Below are 19,487 nucleotides of genomic sequence, written 5' to 3' on the forward strand. Positions count from 1 at the left end.
GCTCAGGCGGTCGTCGGCTTCTCGTTGAAGGTGCGGTGGGGGTGCACGACGTCGAGCAGCTCGCGGGTGATGTCGGCTCCCAGGGCACCCCAGGGGTCCTTGTAGCCGTAGACGCCGGCGAGGGTGCGTGACTCGTAGTCGCCGTTCATGACCTCGATGTCGTGGGGCGTGATCAGGCCGGGGTGGGCGACGCCGACGGCGGCGGACACCTTGGTCAGCTCGCGGCGCAGGGTACGGAGGTAGTTGGCGCAGCGCTCGCCCTTGTCCTGCGGGTCGAGGCCGCCGGCGAGCCACTTGCTCTGGGTCGCGACGCCCGTCGGGCAGGTGTCCTCGTGGCACTTCTGCGCCTGGATGCAGCCGATCGACATCATCGCCTCGCGGCCGACGTTGATCATGTCGGCGCCGAGCGCGAAGGCGACCGCGGCGTTCTCCGGCAGACCGAGCTTGGCCGACCCGATGAAGGTGACCGAGTCGGTCAGGCCGAGCTCGGCGAAGGTGCCGTAGACCCGCGAGAAGCCGATCCGGTAGGGCATCGCGACCGCGTCGGAGAAGATCAGCGGCGCGGCGCCGGTGCCGCCCTCGGCGCCGTCGATGGTGATGAAGTCGACGCCCCGCTCCCCCGACCGCATCTTGCCGGCGAGCTCCTGCCAGAACCCCATCTGCCCGACCGCCGACTTGATGCCGACCGGCAGCCCGGTCTCGGCGGCGATCATCTCGACGAAGTCGAGCATCGAGTCGACGTCGGTGAAGGCGGAGTGCCGAGACGGCGAGGCACAGTCCTTGCCGACCTCGATGCCGCGGATCTCGGCGATCTCCGGGGTCACCTTGGCTGCGGGCAGCAGACCGCCGAGGCCCGGCTTGGCGCCCTGGGAGAGCTTGATCTCGATCGCCTTGACCGGGGCGGTGGCCACCCGCTCCTTCAGCCGCTCGAGCGAGAAGCTGCCGTCGGCGTTCCGGCAGCCGAAGTACGCCGTGCCGATCTGCATCACCAGGTCGGCGCCACCCTCGAGGTGGTAGGACGAGATGCCGCCCTCGCCGGTGTTGTGCATCGCGCCGGCCTTGAACGCGCCCTGGTTGAGCGCCGTGATCGCCGGCCCGGACAGCGACCCGAACGACATCGCGGAGACGTTGACGACCGACTCCGGACGGAACGCCTTCGCCCGCCCGCGCGGGCCCCCGAGCACCTTCGCCGACGGCAGCTTGGCGGCTGGGTCGTGGTCGTCGGGGAGACTGTCGGCGAACGTACGGTGCTTGATGTGGATGTGGCCCTGGGTGTGCTCGATGTCGTTGTCGGTGCCGAAGCCGAAGTAGTTGTTCTCCTCCTTGGCCGAGGCGTACACCCAACGCCGCTGGTCGCGGCTGAACGGCCGCTCCTCGTCGTTTCCGGTGACGATGTACTGCCGCAGCTCCGGCCCGATCTTCTCCATCAGGTAGCGCGCGTGCCCGATCACCGGGAAGTTCCGCAGGATCGCGTGCTTGCGCTGGGTCAGGTCGCGCGCGGCGACCACGCCGGCAGCGACCGCCGCGCCCCCGAGGAGGGTCGTCATCTTCATGTACGTCTTCCTACCGGCCCGCCACGGCGTTGTAAACGTCCGTGGCGGTGTCGGCAGGCGTCGTTCAGGCGAACTCGGGAATGACCTGCGACTCGAAGAGCTCGATCGAGGAGCGGTCGTAGGCGGCGTCGGAGAAGTAGGTGATGGCGTACGTCATCCCGACCGCCTCGAACGCCTTCAGGTTCTCCACGACCTGGGCAGGGGTGCCGACGAGCGGGCCGTTGCGGAGGTCTGCGGCCTGCTTCTCGACGCCCTCCTTTCCGAGGTGAGGCGTCATCCGCGTGATGTGGTCGGTGAGCTTGGCCTCGACCTCGGCGTCGGTCTCCCCGATGAAGACGTTGAAGTTGGCCGACCGGGTGATCTCGCCGAAGTCACGCCCGACGGTCTCGCAGTGGCCGCGCAGGATCTCGGACTTGCGCGTGAACTCGTCGACGTCGCCGAAGTAGTTGGTGTAGTCGGCGTACTGCGCGGCGATCTTCAGGGTCACCTTCTCGCCGCCGCCGGCGATCCACAGCGGGATGCCGGAGCGGCCCTTCTGGATCGGCAGCGGCTGACAGATGGCGCCGTCGACCTGGTAGTACTTCCCGTCCAGCGACGAGACCCCCTTGGTCCAGGCCTGCTGGAAGATCTGGACGCCCTCACGGAGCATGCCGAGCCGGTCACGCGCCTCGGGGAAGCCGTAGCCGTAGGCCCGCCACTCGTGCTCGTACCAGCCCGCGCCGATGCCCATCTCGATCCGGCCGCCGCTGATGTGGTCGGCCGTCGCGGCCACCTTCGCCAGGTAGGCGGGGTTGCGGTAGGACATGCACGAGCACATCTGGCCGAGGCGCACCCGGGACGTCACCGCGCCCAGGCCGGCCATCAGGCTCCAGGCCTCGTGGGTGGCCTCCTCGGACGGGACCGGGGTGGTGTGGAAGTGGTCGTAGACCCAGACCGACTCCCACGCGTTCCCCGAATCCGCGTGGAGCGCCAGGTCCTTCATCGTGGTCCAGTGGTCGGCCGGGTCGATTCCGGCGAGGTCAAAGCGCCATCCCTGCGGGATGAAGAGTCCGAACTTCATACACGACAACCTATCCAGCGTCCCTGACCGTGGCGAACGATATGTTGAGGGACCATGAGCGCACTGGCAGGACTCGTGGACAAGGGCCTGATGGCTGCCGACTGGGCCGAGGCGCTGGCGCCGGCCGAGCCGCAGATCGAGCAGATGGGCCGCTTCCTGCGCGAGGAGCTGGCCGCCAGGCGCCCCTACCTCCCCGACGGCGACCGGATCTTCAACGCCTTCCGGCGCCCGCTGCGCGACGTACGCGTCCTGATCGTCGGCCAGGACCCCTACCCGACCATCGGGCACCCGATCGGGCTCAGCTTCGCGGTCGAGAAGGACGTACGTCCCCTGCCCGCGTCGCTGCGGAACATCTACGCGGAGCTGGCCACCGACCTCGATCTGAAGATGCCCGAGCACGGCGACCTGTCGGCCTGGGCCGACCGCGGGGTGATGCTGCTCAACACCTCGCTGACGGTGCGCCCCGGTGCTCCCGCCTCACACTCGAAGAAGGGCTGGGAGGAGGTCACCGGACGGGCGATCGACGTCCTCGGCCGCCGCGGCGGGCCGCTGGTCGCGATCCTGTGGGGCCGGCACGCGCAGAACCTCGAGCCCCGGCTCAACGGTGTCCCCGCGATCAAGTCCGTGCACCCCTCGCCGCTCTCCGCGCGCCGCGGCTTCTTCGGCTCCCGGCCGTTCTCCCGCGCCAACGCCCTCTTGGTCGAACAAGGCGGTTCCCCGATCGACTGGTCGCTTCCCGACTAGGATCTGGGCAGCGGTCCATCGGCGCGGTGAACGGGGGTCACGTGGGCGAGAACACGACCGAACCGACACTCTCCGTGCCGCGTCCGCTCAAGATCGCCGGCACCATCGTCGTCGTCCTGCTGGCCGTCTGGGGGGCGCTCGTCGGCGTCCGGGTCCTGCTCGAGCGGACCGGCCCTCCGGAATACCCCGCGACCGACGTACGCGACTGGTCGACCTTCGCCGACCATCTGGTCCTCGGCACAGCCGGGGAGGAGGACCGGCTCGAGGTCACGACCGTCCTGTGGAGCCGGCAGGGAGCCCATCCGATCGGCCGCCGGATCGCGGTCGAGGCCGAAATGACCGACGGCGAGTCGTACGCCGTTCCGGTCGCCTGGCTAGACGGCGGCGGTGACGACCGCGGTGACGACGGGCGTTGGGTCGCGCTCGCACCCGAGGCGGTGCTCCCGCTCGACGGCGGGCGGATCACCGACGGCGGTGGCACCTGGGCCGAGGACCACACCGGGGAGCCGGCCCGCGCCCTGGCGACCGTGCTCTACGAGACCGGGCCCTACCCGGCCGCCGTCCCCCACCTCTACGAGAGCCTCGAGCAGCGGCTCGCCGCTGTGGACCGGTAGGTAGGATTTCGATCGTGAGCCAGGACTCCCCCACGCGGCCCCAGCGCGCCAACTGGCTTCGGGCCGGCATCTGGTCGCTCTGCTTCGTCGCCCTGCTGTGGGTGCTCGAGGCCACCGACTACATCAGCGGCCACCAGCTCGACACGCTCGGAATCCAGCCGCGCACCGACGCCGGCCTGCTCGGCATCGTGTTCGCCCCGGTGCTCCACTTCGGCTGGGCCCACCTCTACGGCAACACCCTGCCCGCGCTCGTCCTCGGCTTCCTGGTGCTCGCCTCGGGCATCGGTCGCGGGATCGTCGCCACCCTCATCATCTGGGTGGTCGGGGGCGTCGGCGTCTGGCTGATGTCGCCCCCGGGCAGCATCACCGCCGGCACCTCGATGCTGATCTTCGGCTGGCTGGTCTACGTCATCATGCGCGGGCTGTTCAGCCACAGCGCGGTGCAGATCGTCATCGGCATCCTCGCGTTCCTCGCCTACGGCGGGCTCCTCCTCGGCGTACTCCCCGGGCAGACCGGCGTCTCCTGGCAGGGCCACCTCTTCGGCGCCATCGGTGGCGCGCTGGCGGCCTGGCTGCTCAACGACCCGCCCAAGAAGCAGGCGCCGAACAAGGCCCAGAAGAAGGCCGCCTGAGCCGACTGTTGGAGACTGGGCCCATGCAGATCCTCTCCATCCAGTCGCACGTGGCGTTCGGCTACGTCGGCAACTCGGCGGCCGTCTTCCCGATCCAGCGCCTCGGTCACGAGGTCTGGCCGGTCCTCACGGTCAACTTCTCCAACCACACCGGCTACGGCGAGTGGCGCGGTCCGGTCGTGGCTGCCGACCAGGTGGCCGAGGTCATCGAGGGGATCTCCGAGCGCGACGGGCTCTCCACCGTCTCCGCGGTGCTGTCCGGCTACCAGGGCGACCCGGCGGTCGGCGCGATCATCCTGGACTCCGTACGCCGCGTGAAGGCGCTCAACCCGCGGGCCCTCTACTGCTGTGACCCGGTGATGGGCGACGTCGGGCGCGGGATGTTCGTCCGTGAGGGCATCCCGGAGTTCATGCGCGACGAGGTCGTGCCCGCCGCCGACGTGATCACGCCCAACCACTTCGAGCTCAACTTCCTCGCCGGCCTCGAGTCGACCGACACGCTGCAGGAGGTGCTCGCAGCGGTCGACATCGTCCGCGAGTCCGGCCCCTCGAACGTGCTGGTGACCTCGGTGATCACCAAGGACCCGACCCACCTCGACCTGGTCGCGGTCTCCGACGAGGGCGCCTGGTCGGTCACCACTCCCCTGCTCCCGATCTCCCCCAACGGTGGCGGCGACGTCACCGCGGCGGTCTACCTCTCCCACCTGCTCTCGACCGGCTCCACCCCGGCCGCCCTCGGCCGCACCGCGAACACCCTCTTCGCCATCCTCGACCGGACGCTGAAGTCCGGCCGACGCGAGCTCGAGCTCGTCGCCTCCCAGGACGACATCGCCGACCCGCCGACGACTTTCGAGGTCACTCAGCTCCGCTGAGGCACGTAGTGGATGGAGCCGGTGACAGGAGTCGAACCCGCGACATTTCGCTTACAAGGCGAACGCTCTACCAACTGAGCTACACCGGCATGCCGTACGTCTCCGCAGCGGCGGGACAATCGTAGCCAGTCACCGGCCCGAGCGCGCATCCGGCGTGTCGCCCTGCCCGCGAAGCCCTGAAGCAACCCCTCGAAAACACGCGAGTGACGAGAATCTGAGAGGGTTCCCCTCATCCGAATGACGGATAGATGAAGGGAAGAAGGATGACGGACTTCTTGAGCGCAGTCAGCGCCGTGGTGTGGAGCAACTGGCTCGTGTACCTGTGTCTTGCTGCGGGGGTGTACTTCTCCGTGCGGTCACGGTTCCTCCAGGTGCGGCACTTCCCGGAGATGATCCGGCTCCTCGTCCGCGGCGAGAAGTCGTCCTCCGGGGTCTCCTCGTTCCAAGCGCTGGCGATGTCGCTGGCGGGACGGGTCGGGACCGGCAACATCGCGGGTGTCGCCACGGCGATCGCCTTCGGCGGTCCGGGGGCGATGTTCTGGATGTGGGCGGTGGCGTTCCTCGGCGCCTCGACCTCGTTCGTGGAGAGCACGCTCGGTCAGGTCTACAAGACCCGGGACCCGCTCACCGGTGAGTACCGCGGCGGTCCGGCCTACTACTTCAGCCGAGCCTTCGCGCACACGCGTGCCAACAAGTTCTTCACGGTCTACGGGTTCGTCTTCGCGGCCGTGACCGTGCTCGCGTGCGGCGTACTCCTTCCGGGTGTGCAGGCGAACTCGATGACATCCGGCATGACCAACGCGTGGGGTGTTCCGGCCTGGGTCGTCGCGATCGCGACGGTCATCGTCTTCGCATTCGTCGTGGTCGGCGGCGTCAAGCGCATCGCTTCCTTCGCGACGCTGGTGGTGCCGTTCATGGCGGTCGCGTACGTCCTCGTCGCCATGGTCGTCGTCGTGGTGAACGCGGACCAGATCCCCGGCGTGATCAGCGACGTGGTCTCGAGCGCCTTCGGTCTCCACTCAACGTTCGGTGCCGTACTCGGCCTGGCCGTGATGTGGGGCGTCAAGCGCGGTGTCTACTCCAACGAGGCCGGCCAGGGCACCGGCCCGCACGCCGCAGCGGCCGCTGAGGTCTCGCACCCGGCCAAGCAGGGCCTCGTCCAGGCGTTCGCCGTGTACGTCGACACCCTGTTCGTCTGCTCGGCGACGGGTTTCCTGATCCTGTCCACCGGCGCCTACCGCGTCTTCGAGGGCGGCAGCGAGAGCGGCGACGTGATCGCCGACGGTGGTGTGCTCGCTGCGGGCACCGAGGTCGGTCCGGCCTACACGCAGTCGGCCTTCGACACCGTGTTCCCCGGGGTGGGCGCGTCCTTCATCGCCATCTCGCTCGCCTTCTTCTGCTTCACGACGATGGTCGCCTACTACTACATGGCCGAGACCAACCTGCGCTTCATCGTCGGCCGCTTCGCGACCGTCCGGATCGGCGGGCAGCGCGGCGTCTCGATCGGGCGGGTCACCACGCTGGTCCTGCAGGCCGTCATCTTGGTCGCTTCGGCGTACGGGTGCGTGTCGACCGCCAGCGACGCCTGGACGCTCGGTGACATCGGCGTCGGCCTGATGGCGTGGATCAACATCCTCGGGATCCTCGTCCTCCAGCAGCCGGCGTTCGCGGCGCTGCGGGACTACGAGCGACAGAAGAAGCAGGGCCTCGACCCGGTCTTCGACCCGCGGGCGCTCGGCATCACCGGGGCCACGTACTGGGAGACCTACGAGCCGGAGCGCGAGCGGGTCTAGGGATCACTCGCTGCTGGCCGGGGCGTCCAGCGGGACGTACTCGTGGGCGGTGAGAGCCCCGTTGGTCTCCAGCTCGACCGACTGGAGGCCGACGGGCTCGCCGTCGGCGTAGGTGATCAGGGTGACCTCGGCGGTGCGGCGGATCTTCCCCATCGCGAAGGCGTACGCAGCACCACCCGTGGTGCCGTTGGTGTAGGTCCAGCCCACGTTGCCGTTCTCGCCGGTCACCGCGCTCGGTCCCAGGTGTACGTGGCGGTGGCCTCCGACGACGAGGGTGGCGCAGCCGCGGCGCAGGGTCTCGCGCCCGAGAGAGGGGTCGTGGACGAGGAGGGTGGCGACCGGCTTGCCCTCCTCCATCGAGTCGCAGGCGATGTCGGCCAGCTTCGAACCGGCCTCGGCGAAGCTGACCTCCTTCTCGTCGACCCAGTTGCCGAGGCCGCTGGTGCGCGGGTCGGGGACGCCGAGGAGCGTGGAGCCGCCGGGACCGTCGACGACCTCGCCGTCGAGGACGGTCCAGCCCTTCTTGGCCAGGTAGCTTCCGACCGTCGGACCGTGGTCGTGGTTACCGGTGACCGCCCACTTGTCCAGGCCGTCGCTCGCGTCGGTGAGCGAGTCGAGGGAGAAGGTCTCCCAGTCCGACCCGGTCGAGGTGTCGTCGCCGCCGTCGAGGATGCCGGTCGCACCACCCTCGTCGGCGATCGCGCGGACCACCGCGTCCATGCCGACGTTGTCGTGGCGGTCGGAGACGAGGGCTGCGACGGTCTCGTCCTCCGCCGGCTCCCGCAGCTCCAGGTCCGGCACCTTCTCCACCACCTTCTCGTAGAAGGTGCGGCTGGAGTTGTAGGTGTCGACGGCGCTGGCCACCAGCCGCCGGGTCTGGTTCGCGTAGGCGTCGCCGCGCACCTCGACCCCGCTCAGCTCGTCGGGCACGGGGATCTCCGGGCCGAGGAAGTCCGCCAGCGGGGTCCAGTCTCCGGCGACCGGTCCGGCCTCCTTGTCGGCCGCGGGCGCTCCGGGCTCGCCCCATGGCTGCCAGATCGCGACGGCGAGCACCGCGACCGTGACCACACCGACGCCCGCGGTGGTGAGCCCGTGCCGGGTGCGGACCGCGTCTGCCGTACGTCTCCTCAGGTCGGCACGGCGTTCGGGGCCGGGCAGCCACCACATCAGCACTCCCCCGGCGACGATCGCCAACGAGACCGCGGCGCCGCGGAGCACCGCCGCGCCGAGCATCGACTCGACCTGCTCCACCACGACGGCACGCTGCCCGTCGGGTGCCGAGCCCAGGACCGCGTAGCGCTCGAAGAGCTCGTCCATCGACCTCAGCTCGGTCTTGCCGAGAGTGACGTCGACGCCGACCGGGCCACCGACATCCAGACGTACGTCAGGAAGCACCGGCCCGGTGTGGATGATCGCCTTCCCCGACAGCGTCGGGCGCAGGACGGAGTCGTGACCGGCCAGGACCACCTGGCGTTCGCTGGACAGGAAGAGCCACGCGCTCACCGCCACGGCGAGCACGAGCCACAGCACTCCCAGCCCCGCCCAGACGGCGAGGCCACGAAGCAGACTGCGGCGGGAGGTCAGCGGCGCGCCTCCGCGACGGCGTAGAGCACGACCGACGCGGCGACGCCGGCGTTGAGGGACTCCACCGAGTTGGCCATCGGGATCGACACTATCTGGTCGCAGGTCTCCTGGACCAGGCGCGAGAGCCCGTCACCCTCGGCACCGACGACGATCACCAGCGGACCGTCGGCGAGCCCGTCGGGAGCGCCCAGCTCGGGCAGCGTGATGTCGCCCTCCATGTCGAGCCCGACGACCATGCAGCCGGCGTCCTGGTAGGCCTTGAGCTGCCGGGTCAGGTTGACCGTCTGGGCGACCGGGATCCGGGCCGCGGCGCCGGCGCTGGTCTTCCAGGCGGCGGCGGTCATGCCGGCCGCGCGCCGCTCCGGGATCACCACGCCGTGGGCCCCGAAGGCTGCGGCCGAGCGCACGATGGCGCCGAGGTTGCGCGGGTCGGTGACCTGGTCGAGGGCCACGATCAGCGGCTTCTCGCCGGTCTCGGCGGCGCGGTCGAGCAGGTCGTCGGCGTGGGCGTACTCGTAGGCGGGGATGCGCGCCGCCAGACCCTGGTGGCCGTTGAAACCGGTCAGCCGATCGAGCTCGACCTTGGTCACCTCGAGCAGCGAGATGCCCTTCTCGGAGGCGAGGAGGAACGCCTCGCGCAGCCGCCCGTCGCGCTCGGCGCCCTCGGCGACGTAGATGCCGTTGACCGGTACGTCCTCGCGCAGCGCCTCGACCACCGAGTTGCGTCCGATGATCCACTCGGCGTCACCGGCGGCCCGCTTGCGCGGACCCTTGTTGGCCCGCTGCTCGGCGACCTGGGCCGCCTTGTGGGCCTTGTGGTAGGGCCGGTCCTTCGCCTTCGGCGTCGGGCCCTTGCCCTCGAGCCCGCGGCGGCGGTTGCCGCCGGACCCGACCTGGGCACCCTTCTTGCGTCCCTTCGCGATCGCGCCGCGACGCTGGGAGTTGCCTGCCATCAGTTAACGCTCCATTTCGGACCCTCAGGGGTGTCCTCGATCTCGATCCCGGCGTCCTTGAGCCGGTCTCGCAGGGAATCTGCCCGGGCCCAGTCCTTGGCGGCACGCGCCTCCGCGCGCTCGTCCAGGACCGCTCGGACCAGTACGTCGAGTGCTTCGGTCAGCGCCGTGTCGTCGCCCTTCGTCGACCCCCATGCCGGGTCGGCGGGGTCGAGGCCGAGCACGTCCAGCATCCCGCGGACGGCGGCCGCCTCGGCGGCCGCGGACTCCCCGGCGGAGAGCCGGCGGTTGCCCTCGCGCACGGTGTCGTGCAGGACCGCGACAGCCCCCGGGGTGCCGAGGTCGTCGTCCATCGCCTCGCGGAACGCGTCCGGGACCTCGCCGGCCTCGGCCGAGCCCGCACGCTCGAGGAACGACTCGATCCGCTGGAACGCCGACGCCGCCTCGTCCAGGGCGGAGAAGGAGAACTCGACGTGGGACCGGTAGTGGGCCGCGACCAGGTAGTAGCGCAGCTCGATGCCGCGTACCTTCTTCAGGACCTCGGGGATCACCAGCGAGTTGCCCAGCGACTTCGACATCTTCTCGCCCGAGGTGGTGATCCAGGCGTTGTGGAGCCAGTAGCTCGCGAACGGCCGGCCGGCGGCGCGCGACTGCGCCTGCTCGTTCTCGTGGTGCGGGAAGCGCAGGTCGAGGCCACCACCGTGGAAGTCGAAGGCGGGGCCGAGGTATTTGCCGGCCATCGCCGAGCACTCGATGTGCCACCCGGGACGTCCCAGGCCCCAGGGCGAGGGCCAGGAGGCGGTCTCCGGCTCGGAGACCTTCCGCCCCTTCCACAGCGCGAAGTCGCGCGGGTCGCGCTTGCCCCGCGGGTCGGCGTCGGCGGCGGCCTCCATGTCGTCGACCTTCTGCCCCGACAGCTCGCCGTAGGCGGGCCAGGAGCGCACGTCGAAGTACACGTCGGCCGAGCCGTCCTCCGCGGCGTAGGCGTGGCCCTTCGCGATCAGCTCCTCGATCAGCGCGATGATCTCGGGGATGTGGCCGGTGGCCAGTGGCTCGTAGGTCGGCCGGGCGACGTTGAGCGAGGCGTAGGCGGCGTCGAGCTCGCGGTGCATGTCGTAGGCCAGGTTGTACCAGGGGCGTCCCTGGTCGGCCGACTTCGCCAGGATCTTGTCGTCGATGTCGGTGACGTTGCGGATGAACGTGGTCTCGTAGCCGGACGCGCGCAGCCAGCGCTGCAGCACGTCGAAGTTCACTCCGCTCCGCACGTGCCCCACGTGCGGCTCGCTCTGCACGGTCAGACCACAGACGTAGAGCGACGCCTTGCCGGGCTGCAAGGGGGTGAAGTCACGTACTTCACGGGTCGCCGAGTCGTAGAGCCTGAGTGCCATGCCCCAAGTCTAGGGACGTAGCCGGTGAGTTCAGGATTCGCGACGCACGACGAGAGCGGTCGCGATGGCGGCGACACCTTCACCTCGCCCGGTGAGCCCGAGACCGTCAGAGGTCGTGGCGGTCACCGTGACCGGCGCACCGGCAGCCGCGGACAGCGTCTGGTTGGCCTCGTCGCGCCGCGGACCGATCTTGGGCCGGTTGCCGATCACCTGGACCGCGACGTTCCCGATCTCGAAACCGGCCTCGCGGACCCGGCGTGCGGCCTCGGCCAGCAGCACCACTCCAGCGGCCCCGGCCCACTCGGGCTCGGAGGTGCCGAAGTTCGATCCGAGGTCGCCGAGCCCGGCGGCGGAGAAGAGCGCGTCGCAGCACGCGTGGGCGGCCACGTCGCCGTCGGAGTGCCCGGCGAGACCCTGCTTCTCGTCAGGGAAGGCGAGGCCGGCGACATGCATCGGGACACCGTCGGCAAGGCTGTGTACGTCGGTGCCGATGCCGACCAGAGGAAGCTGCACGCTCCGCAGTCTCCCAGACAGGGCTCAGAGCAGCTTGCGGTGCCCGACGTGGATGATCCCGTCGACGACCCGCACCTCGTAGGCGGGGATGGACACGTGCGGGTCGTCCAGGCACTGCCCGGTACGCAGGTCGAACCCGTGGCGGTGCGCGGGCGAGGCCACGAACGGCACCCCGTCGCGGACCCCGACGATGCCCTTGGCGATCACCGACGCCTTCGCGAACGGGTCGTGGTTGCCGAGCGCGTAGACGACGTCCTCGGGCATCCGGAAGATCGCGAGGGCCTGCCCGTGGACCAGTGCCGTGGCGCCGCGCTTCACCTCGAGCGCGTCGACCGGGCAGACGGGCTGCCACTCTCGGTGGTCGTCCCGCTGCGTCGCTGCACTCATGACGTCGCCGGCCCGAGCCGCTTCGTCGACATTCGTCGGGTCCTCCCTTCGGTGGATTTGAACGCTAGGGGGCGTCGTGGTCGGCTCCTGTTTCGCTGTGTTACGGGTGCGTAAACACCCGCGCCCGGCCGCTCGGCCGTCGCCTCCGGCGAACAGATAGCCTCCAGGGGTGCCCGCTGCTCTCGTACTCCTGGCCGCCGGATCCGGCACCCGTGTCGGAGCCGCCACCAACAAGGTGCTGCTCCCGCTCGACGGGTCCGAGGACCCGGCCTCCTCAGCTCTAGGCCTCTCGCTCCGGACCGCCCTCGAGGTGCCCGACGTCCACCGCCTCGTCCTGGTCGTACGCAGCGGCGACGAGGAGGCGGTCGCGGCCGTGGCACAGCCCCTGCTGGGCGAGCGCGAGGTCGCGATGGTCACCGGCGGGGCCACCCGGCACGCCTCCGAGCAGGCCGCGCTCGGGGTGCTCCGCGCCGACATCGAGGCCGGCGAGGTCGACGTGGTCGCGATCCACGACACCGCCCGGCCGCTGGCCGCGCCCGAGCTCTACACCGCGGTCATCGGCGTCGCCCGCGAGCACGGGGGCGCCATCCCGGCCGCGCCGCTCACCCACCTCTCGGCGCGCGACCTCCAGCCGGTGGGTGGTGCTCTCGTCGGCGTACAGACACCGCAGGCGTTCCGGGCCGCCGAGCTCCTCGCGGCCTATGCCCAGGCCGCGGCCGACGGCTTCGACGGCACCGACACCGGCGCGACGCTGGAACGCTATGCCTCCGACGTACGCATCGTCGCCGTGCCCAGCTCGCCGCTGAACCTCAAGGTGACCTTCGCCGACGACCTGCGGGCGGCTTCGGCGCTGCTCGGCTGACGGGTCAGCTGCGCGACAGCGCCTCGAGCAGACGTACGTCGTCCTGCGACGTCACCCGGCGGCCGACCGGCGGCGCCTCGACCGAGACGACCGGGAACCGGCGCGCCAGGTCACCCGCGATCCGGGCGAAGTCGCCGGAGGGCCAGGCGTCGAGCGAGTCGACCACGGCGGGCGGGAGGACGATCGGCGAGGCGACCGAGACGAGCCCGGAACGGTCGACGGTCTCGCCGAGCACCGGCACTCCGTCCTGGGCGGTGAGCTTCTTGACCGTGTCCGTGACCGGGCGTACGCCGACGACGACCGCCCCGCGGGCGACCGCGGTCCTGACGCAGTGGGCGATGAAGGCCGGCGGGGTCATCGGGCACAGCGAGTCGTGCAGGACCAGGGGCTCCTCGGCCGCCACGATCCCCTCCCAGGACGTGGTGAAGTCGACGGGGGTCACCCCGGACTCACCGAGGGACCAGGTGGCCGCGGCGACCAGCGCCTCACCGTGGATCAGCGCGAACGGCAGCGAGCCGCGCTCGTCGTCGGCGACGGCGCCGAGTGCCGGCGGAACCTCGGCGGTCTCGTCGATCTCGTCGTAGTCGGCGTAGGGGTCCTCCATGGGAGCCACCGTAGCCACCCCAGAACGCGAAACAGGCCCCGGGATCACCCGGAGCCTGTAACGCAGACCGAAACCAGCGTCAGCTGGCCAGCACCTCGTCGAGGAGGACTTCAGCCTTGTCTTCGTTGGTGTGCTCGCACAGCGCGAGCTCCGAGACGAGGATCTGGCGTGCCTTCGCAAGCATGCGCTTCTCCCCGGCGGAGAGGCCACGGTCACGCTCACGACGCCACAGGTCACGCACGACCTCCGCGACCTTCATGACGTCGCCGCTGTGCAGCTTCTCCAGGTTTGCCTTGTAACGACGCGACCAGTTGGTCGGCTCTTCGACGTGCTCCGCACGAAGCACCTCGAAGACTCGATCAAGCCCGTCCTTGTCTACGACGTCTCGAACTCCGACGAGCTCGAGGTTGTTGGCCGGAACACGCACTACGAGGTCCTGCTGAGCGATGATGCGGAGGACCAGATACTGCCGCTCCTCGCCCTTGATGGTGCGCATCTCGATGTCTTCGATGACGGCCGCGCCATGGTTCGGGTATACGACGGTCTCGCCGACGGTGAAAGTCATATTTTTAGGTACCCCTTCCTAGGACCATAAGTCTACCACGGATCTTAGAATTCGGATTCCGCGTTTCTGCAGGTCAGGGCATTAATCTGGGGTTGACAGATCGACAAGTTGTGTGGTTCCGCGCGCGCAGGCCGGTGAAGAGTGGCAGCATGGCTGATTTCGAAACGGGGCCGAAATCTCGTCGTAGCCAGCCTGTTGTCCTGCGCGTGTCGGCGCAGTGCCCGATACTGCCGCCATGGCGAATGCATCGCAGAGCGCCCCCAAGACCATCTTCACCGTGTCGCCGCCTGCCCAGGATCAGGACCAGCAAGAGACGCAGCCCAGCGCGTCTGCCGTTCCTGACGCCCCGGCGGGCCGCCAGAGCGTCATGGACAGGATCGGCAACTGGGCCCCGTTCCTCCTCGTCCGCTCCGCCCACCCCCGTCAGGCGGTGCTGACCGCCATCGGCCTCTCGGTCGCCGCGGTCCTCGCCGGGCTGACGACCCGTGAGGTCACGCTGATCGCGGTCACCGTGCTCGTCGGCCAGGCTGTCCTCGGGTGGCACAACGACCTCGTCGACCAGGCCGTCGACCGTCGTCACGAGCGCGAGGGCAAGCCGATCTCCGACGGCCGCCTCGAGGCCGGCGGCGTCTGGTTCGCGCTGTGCTGCGGCGTACTCCTGGTCATTCCGCTCTCGGTCACCTCGGGCACCGTCGCGGGCCTGTTCTACCTGGGTTCCCTGGTGATCGGGATGCTCGCCAACGTACTGCTGCGCAAGGGCCTCTTCTCCTGGGTCCTGTGGGCGGCCGCCTTCGCCTGCTACCCCGGATACATCTCGTACGCCGGCTGGGCCGGCGAGTCCGCCGGCGGCCCTCCCCACTGGGCGATGGTCGCGCTCGCCGCGGCGCTCGGTGTCGGGGTGCACTTCCTGACCGCGCTATGGGGCCTGGTCGCCGACAACCAGGACGGCTGGACGTACCTGCCGCTCAAGGCCGGGCTGAAGCTCGGCGCCGGGAAGCTCCTCCTCGTCACGCTCGTCTACATCGCGCTCGTGGTCGGCGGGATGCTGTACGTCGCGAGCGCTGTCGGACTGCGTGCGTGACCCTTTTCCGAGATCAGGGGATCGGGCGGCTAGAGTGTCGCGCGTGACGACCAAGGTTATGCAGAAGCGGCTCGCGGTGACGGGCGCCCTCGTGGCCCTCGCCCTGCCCGCACTCACCGCCTGCAGCAGCTTCGACTACGCGACCGACCGGCCCAACGAGATCACCCACGGCGGCTCGACGCTCGACGGTGCCATCCGGATCAACGCAGCTCGCATCGTGACCGCACAGGAAGGCTCCGGCGTCCTGGTCGGCACCTTCTCGCTCGACCCGGCGATCAACCCGGCCGTCGCCGGCGAGGCGCTGCCGTCGGTCACCTCGATCGCCACGGGCCCCGAGGCCAGCAAGACGGTCACGCCCGAGTCGTTCACCCCGATCGAGCTGCCCACCGCGGGCATCATCAACCTGGCCGACCCCGCCACCGGCGGCATCGCGGTCACCGGCGACTTCAAGCCCGGCGACAGCATCCCGATGACCTTCACCTTCTCCGACGGTGACGAGCGGACCATCTCGGTCCCGGTCGTGACCCAGTGCGGTCCGTACGCCGAGGTCGTCGCCGCCGACGACGAGGCCGCCACCAAGCCCGCGAAGAAGGGCAAGAACGCCGAGGACCAGGCGTCCGAGGGTGCTGCTGCCACCGGTGAGGAGGCCTCGACCCTGCCGGCCGAGACCGCGACCGAGGACGAGCACGCGACCGAGGAGGAGCACGCCACCGAGGGCGAGCACGCCACGGAGACAGAGTCCGCCGCCGAGGGCGAGACCGAGGCGCACGGCGAGTCCACGGGCACCATCTCCGAGGACCCCTACTCGTGCGAGTTCCCGCCGGCCGCCCTCCCCGGCGCCGAGGAAGCTCACTGATGACCTACAAGCTCGTCCTTCTGCGTCACGGCGAGAGCGAGTGGAACGCGCTCAACCTCTCCACCGGCTGGGTCGACGTCGACCTGACCGACAAGGGCCGGGCCGAGGCCGTCAACGGCGGCCGGCTGCTGGCCGAGGCGGGAATCCTTCCCGACCTGGTCCACACCAGCCTGCTGCGTCGTGCGATCAACACCGCCAACATCGCTCTCGACACCGCTGAGCGTCACTGGATCCCGGTGCGCCGCGACTGGCGTCTCAACGAGCGCCACTACGGCGCGCTGCAGGGCAAGAACAAGTCCGAGACGCTGAAGAAGTTCGGCGAGGAGCAGTTCCAGCTGTGGCGTCGTTCCTACGACGTCCCGCCGCCGCCGATCGAGGCCGACTCCGAGTTCTCCCAGGCCGGCGACGCTCGCTACGCCGACATCGAGGTGCCGGCGACCGAGTGCCTCAAGGACGTCGTCGCCCGGATGATCCCCTACTGGGAGTCGGCGATCGTGCCGGACCTCCAGGCCGGCAAGACCGTCCTGGTCACCGCCCACGGCAACAGCCTGCGTGCGCTGGTCAAGCACCTCGACAACATCTCCGACACCGACATCGCCAAGCTCAACATCCCCACGGCCCAGCCGCTGGTCTACGAGCTCGACGAGTCGCTGAAGCCGGTCGTCACCGGTGGCACCTACCTCGACCCCGAGGCCGCGGCCGCCGCGGCTGAGGCTGTCGCCAACCAGGGCAAGCAGTAAGCAGCAATCCCGCCGAGTCGGCTCGTCTTGACGGGCCGACTCGGCGGGTTTTTGCGTCAGAAGGAGCCGACTCGGCGGCTCAGGAGTCGGCCGGGGTCTCCCCGGTCACCACGAAGACGACCCGGTTGGCCACGGTGACGGCGTGGTCGGCGATGCGCTCGTAGTAGCGACCCAGGAGAGCCACGTCGACGGCCGGCTCGACGCCGGCGGTCCACTCCTGGCCCAGCAGCTCGGCGAACGACTTGCGTCGCAGCTGGTCCATCTCGTCGTCGTCGGCGACCAGGTCCTGAGCCGCGGAGACATCGCGGTCACGGAGGATCTGGCAGGTGCGCCCGACCATCTGCTCGGCCACCTCCGCCATCCTCTGGATGGTCGGCTCGGCGATCTCGGGAACAGCCTTGTTCGGCGTACGCAGCCGGGCGATCTTGGCGATGTGGACGGAGAGGTCGCCCATCCGCTCGAGGTCGGAGATCATCCGCAACGCGGCGACGACGACGCGGAGGTCGCCGGCCACCGGGGACTGCAGACCGAGCAGCTCGAGGGCGTTCTCCTCGATGCGCTCGCGGGCGTCGTCGATCTCGACATCCTTGTCGATCACCTGCTCGGCGAGGTCGTTGCGGGCCTCGAGCAGAGCGATGGTGGCGTCGCGTACGGCCACCGATACCAGCTCACAGACATTGGTGAGATCGGTGAAGATGGCATCGAGGTCGTCATGGAAAGCAGCACGCATGTCCCGATCCTAGACACCCGACATGTACTGATCTTCATCGCGAGTGAACCGATGGTGAACGTTCGGCGCGGAGGCGTCCAGTGGTGAAGAAAGGGTGTTTGATGGGATTACCCTGATCGTGTGGACTCGACGACGCAGGCCTTTCTTGCTGCGCTCCTCGGCGCTGTCGTCGCCGGAGCGGCGGTGCTTGCGTGGGCGATGAGCGAGCGTTCGCGGCAGCGGATCCCGGAGGTGGAGCCACCGAAGGTTCCCTCCGAGGTGGCCGCCGTCCTCTCGGTCCTGCGCAGCAGCGCGGTCGTCGTGGACGAGGACGACACGGTCCTCAAGGCCAGCGCCCCGGCGTACGCCCTGGGGCTGGTGCGTGGCACCTCGCTGGTCTCCCCCGAGCTCTCCGACCTCGTCCACGGCGTGCGCCGTGATGGCCAGATCCGCGAGACCGAGCTGGTGATCTCGCGCGCCAACGGGGCCTCCCGCCACGTCACCGCCCGGGTCGCCCCGCTCGGCACCCACCTCACCCTCGCCCTGGTCGAGGACCGCACCCGCGAGCGCCGCGTCGAGGCCGTACGCCGCGACTTCGTCGCCAACGTCAGCCACGAGCTCAAGACACCGGTCGGCGCGATCCGGGTGCTCGCCGACGCGGTCACCGAGGCCTCCGACGACCCCGAGGCCGTACGCCGCTTCTCCAACCGGATGATCACCGAGTCCGAGCGTCTGACCGAGCTCGTCCAGCAGATCATCGAGCTCTCCCGCCTCCAGGGCGACGAGCCGCTGGAGGCCCCGGTCGCGGTCGACGTCGACAAGGTCATCGCGTCCGCCATCGACAGCTCGACCGTCGATGCCGACGCCAAGAGCATCAACGTGGTCAGCGCCGGCACCGCCGGGCTGCACGTCTTCGGCAACGAGGAGCAGGTCTCGACGGCGGTGACCAACCTGGTCTCCAACGCGGTCGCCTACTCCGACCCGGGCTCGACCGTGACCGTCTCCACGCGCGCGACCGACGGCTCGGTCGAGATCTCCGTCGTGGACCAGGGCATCGGCATCCCGTCCACGGAGATCGACCGGATCTTCGAGCGCTTCTACCGGGTCGACCCCGCCCGCCACCGCTCCACCGGCGGCACCGGGCTCGGCCTGTCGATCGTCAAGCACGTCGCCGCCACGCATGGTGGCGAGGTCAAGGTCTGGTCGCAGGAGGGTCAGGGTTCCACCTTCACCCTCACGCTGCCCCAGCACCTACCAACTGCCGGGCAGTCCGGCACAAGCAAGGAGGAACGCCCGTGACCCGGGTACTCGTCGTCGAAGATGAAGCCAGCTACAGCGAGGCGCTGTCCTACATGCTCCGCAAGGAGGGCTTCGAGGTCGCCGTCGCCGAGGACGGCACCGACGCTCTGAAGGAGTTCGACCGCAACGGGGCAGACATCGTGCTGCTCGACCTGATGCTTCCCGGTCTCTCCGGCACCGAGGTGTGCCGGCAGATCCGGGCCACCTCGTCCGTCCCGGTCATCATGGTGACCGCCAAGGACGACGAGGTCGACAAGGTCGTCGGTCTCGAGCTCGGTGCCGACGACTACGTCACCAAGCCCTACTCCCCGCGCGAGCTCGTTGCCCGCATCCGCGCCGTTCTCCGCCGCGGCACCGAGCCCGACGCCGCGCCCGCGACGTTGGAGGCCGGGCCGGTCCGGATGGACGTGGAGCGCCACGTCGTCACCGTCGACGGCAACGAGCAGCGCCTGCCCCTCAAGGAGTTCGAGCTCCTCGAGATGTTCCTGCGCAACCCCGGCCGGGTCCTGACCCGCGGCCAGCTCATCGACCGCGTCTGGGGCTCCGACTACGTCGGCGACACCAAGACCCTCGACGTACACGTCAAGCGCCTGCGGGCCAAGCTCGAGCCGGACCCGTCCGAGCCGAAGTTCCTGGTCACCGTGCGGGGGCTGGGCTACAAGCTCGACCTCTGAGGTG

General features: G+C 69.7%; 21 protein-coding genes and 1 tRNA gene. 11 read left to right on the forward strand and 11 right to left on the reverse strand.

Going from position 1 to position 19,487, the window contains the following annotated elements; all coding sequences use genetic code 11:
• Positions 1–2 precede the first annotated feature (2 nt).
• Positions 3–1,553, reverse strand: coding sequence for an FMN-binding glutamate synthase family protein (locus G5C66_RS12165; RefSeq protein ID WP_165111234.1), 1,551 nt, complete (start codon positions 1,551–1,553; stop codon positions 3–5).
• Between the two features lie 64 nt (positions 1,554–1,617).
• Complete coding sequence (locus G5C66_RS12170) at positions 1,618–2,613, reverse strand: LLM class F420-dependent oxidoreductase (protein ID WP_165111235.1); 996 nt, start codon at positions 2,611–2,613, stop codon at positions 1,618–1,620.
• Between the two features lie 54 nt (positions 2,614–2,667).
• Between G5C66_RS12170 and G5C66_RS12175 the strand changes: the two genes are divergently transcribed.
• Genes G5C66_RS12175 through pdxY form a run of 4 tightly spaced genes read left to right on the forward strand, consistent with a single transcriptional unit; the run spans position 2,668 to position 5,475 of the window.
• The gene (locus G5C66_RS12175) at positions 2,668–3,357 is read left to right on the forward strand and encodes a uracil-DNA glycosylase (protein ID WP_165111236.1); all 690 of its coding nucleotides are present in this window, start codon (positions 2,668–2,670) and stop codon (positions 3,355–3,357) included.
• 41 nt (positions 3,358–3,398) lie between these two features.
• A complete protein-coding gene (locus tag G5C66_RS26820; RefSeq protein ID WP_165111237.1) occupies positions 3,399–3,971 on the forward strand; it encodes a hypothetical protein in 573 nt (190 codons plus the stop codon).
• Positions 3,972–3,985: 14 nt separating this feature from the next.
• On the forward strand, positions 3,986–4,603 hold the full coding sequence (locus tag G5C66_RS12185) for a rhomboid family intramembrane serine protease (protein ID WP_165111238.1): 618 nt from the start codon (positions 3,986–3,988) through the stop codon (positions 4,601–4,603).
• Positions 4,604–4,626: 23 nt separating this feature from the next.
• Positions 4,627–5,475 (forward strand): pyridoxal kinase PdxY, encoded by an 849-nt coding sequence (gene pdxY / locus G5C66_RS12190; protein ID WP_165111239.1) that lies wholly within the window; start codon positions 4,627–4,629, stop codon positions 5,473–5,475.
• A gap of 13 nt (positions 5,476–5,488) precedes the next feature.
• Here pdxY and G5C66_RS12195 read toward each other — a convergent pair.
• Positions 5,489–5,564 (reverse strand) — tRNA-Thr (locus G5C66_RS12195).
• Positions 5,565–5,750: 186 nt separating this feature from the next.
• Here G5C66_RS12195 and G5C66_RS12200 point away from each other — a divergent pair.
• Complete coding sequence (locus G5C66_RS12200; RefSeq protein WP_206444011.1) at positions 5,751–7,268, forward strand: alanine/glycine:cation symporter family protein; 1,518 nt, start codon at positions 5,751–5,753, stop codon at positions 7,266–7,268.
• Between the two features lie 3 nt (positions 7,269–7,271).
• On the opposite strand, the gene G5C66_RS12205 is transcribed toward G5C66_RS12200, so the two are convergent.
• Genes G5C66_RS12205 through nirD form a run of 5 tightly spaced genes read right to left on the reverse strand, consistent with a single transcriptional unit; the run spans position 7,272 to position 12,093 of the window.
• Positions 7,272–8,798, reverse strand: a complete 1,527-nt coding sequence (locus G5C66_RS12205; protein ID WP_165111241.1) for a metallophosphoesterase — start codon at positions 8,796–8,798, stop codon at positions 7,272–7,274.
• Between the two features lie 50 nt (positions 8,799–8,848).
• A complete protein-coding gene (rlmB, locus tag G5C66_RS12210) occupies positions 8,849–9,805 on the reverse strand; it encodes a 23S rRNA (guanosine(2251)-2'-O)-methyltransferase RlmB (protein WP_165111242.1) in 957 nt (318 codons plus the stop codon).
• Positions 9,805–11,193, reverse strand: a complete 1,389-nt coding sequence (cysS, locus tag G5C66_RS12215; protein WP_165111243.1) for a cysteine--tRNA ligase — start codon at positions 11,191–11,193, stop codon at positions 9,805–9,807. Before cysS ends, rlmB begins: the two co-directional genes overlap by 1 nt.
• A gap of 30 nt (positions 11,194–11,223) precedes the next feature.
• A complete protein-coding gene (gene ispF / locus G5C66_RS12220; protein WP_165111244.1) occupies positions 11,224–11,706 on the reverse strand; it encodes a 2-C-methyl-D-erythritol 2,4-cyclodiphosphate synthase in 483 nt (160 codons plus the stop codon).
• Between the two features lie 24 nt (positions 11,707–11,730).
• Entirely contained in the window at positions 11,731–12,093 is a 363-nt protein-coding gene (gene nirD / locus G5C66_RS12225) for a nitrite reductase small subunit NirD (RefSeq protein ID WP_165111245.1), read from the reverse strand.
• A gap of 169 nt (positions 12,094–12,262) precedes the next feature.
• On the opposite strand from nirD, the gene G5C66_RS12230 reads away from it, so the two are divergent.
• Entirely contained in the window at positions 12,263–12,955 is a 693-nt protein-coding gene (locus G5C66_RS12230) for a 2-C-methyl-D-erythritol 4-phosphate cytidylyltransferase (protein WP_165111246.1), read from the forward strand.
• Positions 12,956–12,959: 4 nt separating this feature from the next.
• Here G5C66_RS12230 and G5C66_RS12235 read toward each other — a convergent pair whose 3' ends face one another.
• The gene (locus G5C66_RS12235; RefSeq protein WP_206444012.1) at positions 12,960–13,559 is read right to left on the reverse strand and encodes a glycosyltransferase family protein; all 600 of its coding nucleotides are present in this window, start codon (positions 13,557–13,559) and stop codon (positions 12,960–12,962) included.
• A 79-nt stretch (positions 13,560–13,638) separates the two neighbouring features.
• Positions 13,639–14,124: a CarD family transcriptional regulator gene (locus G5C66_RS12240; RefSeq protein WP_008360791.1), complete on the reverse strand. Its 486-nt coding sequence runs from the start codon at positions 14,122–14,124 to the stop codon at positions 13,639–13,641.
• Positions 14,125–14,359: 235 nt separating this feature from the next.
• On the opposite strand from G5C66_RS12240, the gene G5C66_RS12245 reads away from it, so the two are divergent.
• The 3 genes from G5C66_RS12245 to G5C66_RS12255 are packed head-to-tail and all read left to right on the forward strand — an operon-like array spanning position 14,360 to position 16,801.
• Positions 14,360–15,205: a UbiA family prenyltransferase gene (locus G5C66_RS12245; RefSeq protein ID WP_165111248.1), complete on the forward strand. Its 846-nt coding sequence runs from the start codon at positions 14,360–14,362 to the stop codon at positions 15,203–15,205.
• A gap of 43 nt (positions 15,206–15,248) precedes the next feature.
• Positions 15,249–16,061, forward strand: a complete 813-nt coding sequence (locus G5C66_RS12250; RefSeq protein ID WP_165111249.1) for a prolipoprotein diacylglyceryl transferase — start codon at positions 15,249–15,251, stop codon at positions 16,059–16,061.
• Positions 16,061–16,801: a phosphoglyceromutase gene (locus G5C66_RS12255; RefSeq protein WP_165111250.1), complete on the forward strand. Its 741-nt coding sequence runs from the start codon at positions 16,061–16,063 to the stop codon at positions 16,799–16,801. Before G5C66_RS12250 ends, G5C66_RS12255 begins: the two co-directional genes overlap by 1 nt.
• 79 nt (positions 16,802–16,880) lie before the next feature.
• On the opposite strand, the gene phoU is transcribed toward G5C66_RS12255, so the two are convergent.
• Positions 16,881–17,531, reverse strand: coding sequence for a phosphate signaling complex protein PhoU (gene phoU, locus G5C66_RS12260; protein WP_165111251.1), 651 nt, complete (start codon positions 17,529–17,531; stop codon positions 16,881–16,883).
• A 120-nt stretch (positions 17,532–17,651) separates the two neighbouring features.
• Between phoU and G5C66_RS12265 the strand changes: the two genes are divergently transcribed.
• Entirely contained in the window at positions 17,652–18,809 is a 1,158-nt protein-coding gene (locus G5C66_RS12265) for an ATP-binding protein (protein WP_165111252.1), read from the forward strand.
• Entirely contained in the window at positions 18,806–19,483 is a 678-nt protein-coding gene (locus G5C66_RS12270; protein WP_008360778.1) for a response regulator transcription factor, read from the forward strand. Before G5C66_RS12265 ends, G5C66_RS12270 begins: the two co-directional genes overlap by 4 nt.
• Positions 19,484–19,487 lie beyond the last annotated feature (4 nt).

It is taken from the genome of Nocardioides turkmenicus, from assembly GCF_011045035.1.
GTDB classification, from domain to species: domain Bacteria; phylum Actinomycetota; class Actinomycetes; order Propionibacteriales; family Nocardioidaceae; genus Nocardioides; species Nocardioides turkmenicus.

Bases quoted from the DNA above. Each gene is read 5' to 3' on its own strand.
- nirD (WP_165111245.1), bottom strand. From the start codon at position 12,093: ATGAGTGCAGCGACGCAGCGGGACGACCACCGAGAGTGGCAGCCCGTC.
- G5C66_RS12245 (WP_165111248.1), top strand. From the start codon at position 14,360: ATGGCGAATGCATCGCAGAGCGCCCCCAAGACCATCTTCACCGTGTCG.
- phoU (WP_165111251.1), bottom strand. From the start codon at position 17,531: ATGCGTGCTGCTTTCCATGACGACCTCGATGCCATCTTCACCGATCTC.
- G5C66_RS12235 (WP_206444012.1), bottom strand. From the start codon at position 13,559: ATGGAGGACCCCTACGCCGACTACGACGAGATCGACGAGACCGCCGAG.
- cysS (WP_165111243.1), bottom strand. From the start codon at position 11,193: ATGGCACTCAGGCTCTACGACTCGGCGACCCGTGAAGTACGTGACTTC.
- G5C66_RS12240 (WP_008360791.1), bottom strand. From the start codon at position 14,124: ATGACTTTCACCGTCGGCGAGACCGTCGTATACCCGAACCATGGCGCG.
- G5C66_RS12170 (WP_165111235.1), bottom strand. From the start codon at position 2,613: ATGAAGTTCGGACTCTTCATCCCGCAGGGATGGCGCTTTGACCTCGCC.
- G5C66_RS12175 (WP_165111236.1), top strand. From the start codon at position 2,668: ATGAGCGCACTGGCAGGACTCGTGGACAAGGGCCTGATGGCTGCCGAC.
- rlmB (WP_165111242.1), bottom strand. From the start codon at position 9,805: ATGGCAGGCAACTCCCAGCGTCGCGGCGCGATCGCGAAGGGACGCAAG.
- pdxY (WP_165111239.1), top strand. From the start codon at position 4,627: ATGCAGATCCTCTCCATCCAGTCGCACGTGGCGTTCGGCTACGTCGGC.
- G5C66_RS12165 (WP_165111234.1), bottom strand. From the start codon at position 1,553: ATGAAGATGACGACCCTCCTCGGGGGCGCGGCGGTCGCTGCCGGCGTG.
- G5C66_RS12255 (WP_165111250.1), top strand. From the start codon at position 16,061: ATGACCTACAAGCTCGTCCTTCTGCGTCACGGCGAGAGCGAGTGGAAC.